This window comes from Mesorhizobium sp. M2A.F.Ca.ET.037.01.1.1 (genome assembly GCF_003998075.1).
Lineage (GTDB): Bacteria > Pseudomonadota > Alphaproteobacteria > Rhizobiales > Rhizobiaceae > Mesorhizobium.
The window spans coordinates 1-4,825 of the sequence record NZ_RZSA01000493.1 but is presented as its reverse complement, the minus strand read 5'-3'; the positions used below and the strand labels follow the sequence as shown (position 1 = coordinate 4,825).

General features: G+C 66.7%; 5 protein-coding genes. 4 read left to right on the top strand and 1 reads right to left on the bottom strand.

What is annotated here, in order from left to right; translation table 11 throughout:
• Nucleotides 1-175: 175 nt before the first annotated feature.
• Nucleotides 176-982, bottom strand: a complete 807-nt coding sequence (locus EOA27_RS22305; protein WP_126080310.1) for an undecaprenyl-diphosphate phosphatase — start codon at nucleotides 980-982, stop codon at nucleotides 176-178.
• A gap of 160 nt (nucleotides 983-1,142) precedes the next feature.
• Here EOA27_RS22305 and EOA27_RS22300 point away from each other — a divergent pair, with 160 nt between their 5' ends.
• The 4 genes from EOA27_RS22300 to mepA form a co-directional block, all read left to right on the top strand.
• Entirely contained in the window at nucleotides 1,143-1,835 is a 693-nt protein-coding gene (locus tag EOA27_RS22300) for a glutathione S-transferase family protein (RefSeq protein WP_042645260.1), read from the top strand.
• Nucleotides 1,816-2,967, top strand: a complete 1,152-nt coding sequence (gene queG, locus EOA27_RS22295) for a tRNA epoxyqueuosine(34) reductase QueG (RefSeq protein ID WP_126080311.1) — start codon at nucleotides 1,816-1,818, stop codon at nucleotides 2,965-2,967. Before EOA27_RS22300 ends, queG begins: the two co-directional genes overlap by 20 nt.
• Nucleotides 2,964-3,866, top strand: coding sequence for an SDR family oxidoreductase (locus tag EOA27_RS22290; RefSeq protein WP_126080312.1), 903 nt, complete (start codon nucleotides 2,964-2,966; stop codon nucleotides 3,864-3,866). Before queG ends, EOA27_RS22290 begins: the two co-directional genes overlap by 4 nt.
• An 82-nt stretch (nucleotides 3,867-3,948) precedes the next feature.
• A partial coding sequence (gene mepA / locus EOA27_RS22285) for a penicillin-insensitive murein endopeptidase (protein ID WP_127257196.1) occupies nucleotides 3,949-4,825 on the top strand: 877 nt, incomplete at its 3' end.

Below are 4,825 nucleotides of genomic sequence, written 5' to 3'. Positions count from 1 at the left end.
GGCAGCGCTGGCCCCCTCATCCGGCCGCTTCGCGGCCACCTTCTCCCCGGCGGGAGAAGAGGCTGGCGCCGACGCCGACAGTCTCCTCTCCCCTCGGGGAGAGGTCAGCCGAGCGAAGCGGAGGCTGGGTGAGGGGGAGCGCGGTGTGTGGTTGCCATATCCTGCGGGCGGGTTCTCACCCCCAAACCATCAGCGCCGCCAGCCCCGCTACCCCGACCGCAAGCCGCCACCAGCCGAACAGCGCGTAGCCGTTCTTCGAGACGTAATCGAGCAGGAAGCGCACGACGATCAGCGCGGCGACGAAGGCGGCGATGAAGCCGACGGAAATGATCGGCAGGTCGGCCGAAGTCAGCACGTTGCGGTTCTTGAAGAGGTCGAAGGCGAAGGCGCCGACCATGGTAGGCATGGCGAGGAAGAAGGAGAATTCCGCCGCCGCGCGCTTGTCGACGCCCATCAGCAGCGCGCCGACGATGGTCGAGCCGGAACGCGAGGTGCCCGGGATCAGCGACAGGCACTGGAACAGGCCGATCTTGAGATAGACGCTCAACGGGAAGCGCTCGACGTCGTGATGCACCGGCTTGAAGTTGATGCGGTCGACGACGAGCAGCACCACGCCGCCAATGATCAGCATGCTGCAGATCAGTTTTGGCGATTCGAACAGATAGTTTTTGATGAAGTCGTGACCTACGGCGCCGATGACCGCGGCCGGCAGGAAGGCGATCAGGATGCCGATGACGAAATGCCTGGTCTGCGGATCGCTGGGCAGCTTGATCAGCATCTGCCAGAGCTTGCCGAAATAGACACTCAAAATGGCCAGGATCGCGCCGAGCTGGATCAGGATCTCGAAGGCCTTGCCGGTGGAGTGGAAGCCGAGGAAATGGCCGGCAAGCAGGATGTGGCCGGTCGAGGACACCGGGATGAACTCGGTCAGGCCCTCCAGCAGCCCAAGCAGCAGCGCTTCGACGATGGTCTGGCTTTCCATGGCAACCTCAGGATTTCGGGCACAGCTGGGAACAACGGCTTGCTTGTCACGGCGCGGAAGTCCCCCTATAGGTCGCAACACCGTGACGGCCGCATGACGGGCCGCCAAGACTTACCGGTGCAGGTATCGATTCGCCAGTGCGCCCTATCATCGCGGAACCATGCTGACGCTTTTCCACCATCCCATGTTCGCCACCTGCCGGTTCGTGCGCCTTGCCTTTGGCGAGTATGGCGAGGAGCTGGCGCTGATCGAGGAAAAGCCGTGGACGCGGCGCAAGGAGTTCCTGGCGCTGAACCCGGCCGGCACGCTGCCGATCCTGCTCGCCGAAGGCGACGTGCCGATCGTCGGCGCCATGGTGATCGCCGAATATCTCGACGAGACGCGCGGCGTCTTGAAGCGCGACAAAAGGCTGTTCGCCGAGGATCCGATGCAGCGCGCCGAAATCCGCCGGCTGACCGACTGGTATCTGGCGAAGGCCGAAAGCGAGGTCACCCGCCACCTGGTGCGCGAGCGCGTGCTGAAGCCGGTGATGCCGGAAACCGCCGGCGGCGGCTCGCCCGATTCGGCGGCGATCCGGGCGGCGCGCGCCAACATCCGCCAGCACATGAAATACACCAATTGGCTGGCCGGCACGCGCCATTGGCTGGCCGGCAACAAGGTGACCTATGCCGACCTCGCCGCGGCGGCGACGCTTTCGGTGCTCGACTATCTCGGCGAGATCGACTGGCGCGAACACAGCGCCGCGCGCGAATGGTACACGCGGGTGAAATCGCGGCCGTCCTTCCGGCCGCTGCTCTCCGACCGGGTGCGCGGCCTGTCGCCGGTATCGCATTATGCGGACCTCGACTTCTGAAACCTTGCGCGCGCTGATCGACGCGGAGGCGCGCCGCGCCGGCTTCGAGGCGGTCGCCGTGACCCGCCCGGACGCGATCCCGCTGGCGCCCGCACGCCTGGCCGAATTCGTCGCCGACGGTTTCCACGGCTCGATGGGCTGGATCGCCGAGACGCTTCAACGCCGCGCCGAACCTTCGACGCTGTGGCCGGACGTGCGCTCGATCATCGTGCTGGCGATGAATTACGGCCCCGACCAGGATCCACGTGACATCCTCGCAAGACCCGACCGCGGCGCGATCTCGGTCTATGCGCAAAACCGCGACTATCATGACGTGATGAAGGGCCGGCTGAAGGAGATCGCCGGCAAGATCGTGGCCAAGGCGGGCGGCGACGTAAAGGTGTTCGTCGACACGGCGCCGGTGATGGAAAAGCCGCTGGCGGAAGCCGCAGGGCTCGGCTGGCAGGGCAAGCACACCAACCTGGTCAGCCGCGCGCATGGCTCGTGGCTGTTCCTCGGCACGATCTTCAGCACAGCCGAGCTTGAGCCCGACGAGGCCGAGATCGACCATTGCGGCTCCTGCCGCGCCTGCCTCGACGCCTGCCCGACCGATGCGTTTCCCGCGCCCTACCGACTCGATGCGCGGCGCTGCATCTCCTACCTGACCATCGAGAACAAGGGGCCGATCCCGCGCGAATTCCGCGACAAGATCGGCAACCGCATCTATGGCTGCGACGACTGCCTGGCCGCCTGCCCGTGGAACAAATTCGCCAGCGCGGCCTCGGAGGCGAAGCTTGCCGCACGCGAGGATTTGCGCGAGCCGAAGCTCTCGGACCTGCTCGCGCTCGATGACGAGGCGTTCCGCGCCTTCTTCACTGGCTCACCGATCAAGCGCATCGGCCGCGACCGTTTTGTGCGCAACGTGCTGATCGCCGCCGGCAATTCGGGCGACCCGTTGCTGGCGCCCATTGTGCGTGGCCTGCTCGGCGACGCCTCGCCGCTGGTGCGGGGTGCGGCAATCTGGGCCCTGTCGCGACTGCTCCCCGACCGCGAATTTGGCGAGCTTGCCGCCACGGCTTCGAGGACCGAGACCGATGCGGCGGTTCGCGAAGAATGGCTGGCGGGCTTGGCATCCGTAGAGGTTCATCGATGAGCGAAAGACGCTTCTTTATCTTTGGCGCCGGCTATTCCGGCAAGGCTTTCGCGCGGGCCAACGCCCAGCACGCGCCGATCTCCGGCACGACCCGGGCGCCGGAAAAGTTCGAGGCGCTGCGATCGGCCGGCATCGAGCCGCTGCAATTCGACGGCGCGCTGTCGCCCGAGCTCGGCGATGCGCTCGCCAAAACCACGCATCTCATCGTCTCCGTCGCTCCCGACGAAGCCGGCGACCCGGTGCTCAACGCCGCCGGCGATGCGCTCAAGGGAAAGATGCCGACGCTGGAGTGGATCGGCTATTTGTCGACCGTCGGCGTCTATGGCGATCATGGCGGCGCCTGGGTGGATGAGGCGAGCGACTGCCGGCCGGTGTCGAAGCGTTCGGTGATGCGGGTGGCGGCCGAACAGGAGTGGCTGGCGCTTGGCCGCGAGATCGGCAAGCCGGTGGTGGTGCTGCGGCTTTCCGGAATCTACGGGCCAGGCCGCAACGCGCTGGCCAATCTCGAGGAGGTCACGGCGCGGCGGCTGGTCAAGCCGGGGCAGGTGTTCAACCGCATACATTGCGACGACATTGCCGGCGCGCTCTGGCACCTCGCCGGCGGCAACCTCGGCGGCACCTTCAATGTCACCGACGACGAGCCGGCGCCGCCGCAGGATGTCGTGGCCTACGCCGCCGGGCTGATGGGCGTCGAGCCGCCGCCGGAAATTCCCTTCGAGACCGCCCAACTTTCGCCCATGGCGCGTTCTTTCTATGGCGAGAACAAGCGGGTCGCCAACAAGGCGATCAAGGCGGCCGGCTATCGCTTCCGGTTCCCGAACTACCGGGTGGCGCTGGAGCGGATGTGGGCCGAGGGCAACTGGCGGGACGGAGCGCCGCGCAGCCCGATGAGGCGCTGAAGATCGATGCGGGACGCGCGGCGTGGTATGATTCGTTCCTGACCGTGCCGCAAACGGATTGACTGGAGAGGGATCCGGCCTGATGAATTTGCGATCGCTGCCCGACAGGAAGCCGTTCCTGACCGCCGCGCTGGCGCTGGTGACCTTGGCTGCGCTGGTCGCGGCGGCGATTTCGGCCGAACCGCGCGCCAAGGACCTGTTCGGCACCAAGAAACTGCCTGCGGTGGTGCCCGCGCAATCCTTCGGTTTCTACTCCAAGGGCTGCTTCGCCGGCGGCGTCGCCCTGCCGATGGAAGGTCCGACCTGGGAAGTGATGCGCCCCTCGCGCAACCGGCGCTGGGGCCATCCGGCCATGATCGCGCTGATCGAAAAGCTGTCGCGCGACGCGGTAGCCGATGGCTGGCCGGGGCTTCTGGTCGGCGACGTCTCCCAGCCGCGCGGCGGACCGATGATGACCGGCCATGCTTCGCACCAGATCGGGCTCGACGCCGACATCTGGCTGACGCCGATGCCGAAGCGGCCGCTCACCATCGCCCAGCGCGAATCGATGAGCGCCACGCTGATGGTCGACGAGAAGACGCATCTGGTGAAGGACGCGCTGTGGACGCCGGCGCACACAAGGCTGCTCAAGCGCGCAGCGAGCTATCCGGAAGTCGAGCGCATCCTGGTCAATCCCGGCATCAAGAAGGCGCTTTGCGACACCGTCACCGGCGACCGTTCCTGGCTGCGCAAGATCCGGCCGTTCTGGGGTCACGACTATCACTTCCACATGCGCATCGGCTGCCAGCCGGGCTCGCCCGGTTGCAAGGGGCAGGAGGCGACGCCCGCGGACGACGGCTGCGGCAAGCCGCTGGCCTGGTGGTTCACCGAGGAGCCGTGGCGGCCCAACAAGAACCCCGATGCGCCCAAGGCCCGCGACCTGATGACGATGGCCAATCTGCCGAAAGAGTGCCAGGCGG

Coding starts and splice junctions, on each gene's coding strand:
- EOA27_RS22290 (WP_126080312.1), top strand. CDS start 2,964: ATGAGCGAAAGACGCTTCTTTATCTTTGGCGCCGGCTATTCCGGCAAG.
- EOA27_RS22305 (WP_126080310.1), bottom strand. CDS start 982: ATGGAAAGCCAGACCATCGTCGAAGCGCTGCTGCTTGGGCTGCTGGAG.
- EOA27_RS22300 (WP_042645260.1), top strand. CDS start 1,143: ATGCTGACGCTTTTCCACCATCCCATGTTCGCCACCTGCCGGTTCGTG.
- queG (WP_126080311.1), top strand. CDS start 1,816: ATGCGGACCTCGACTTCTGAAACCTTGCGCGCGCTGATCGACGCGGAG.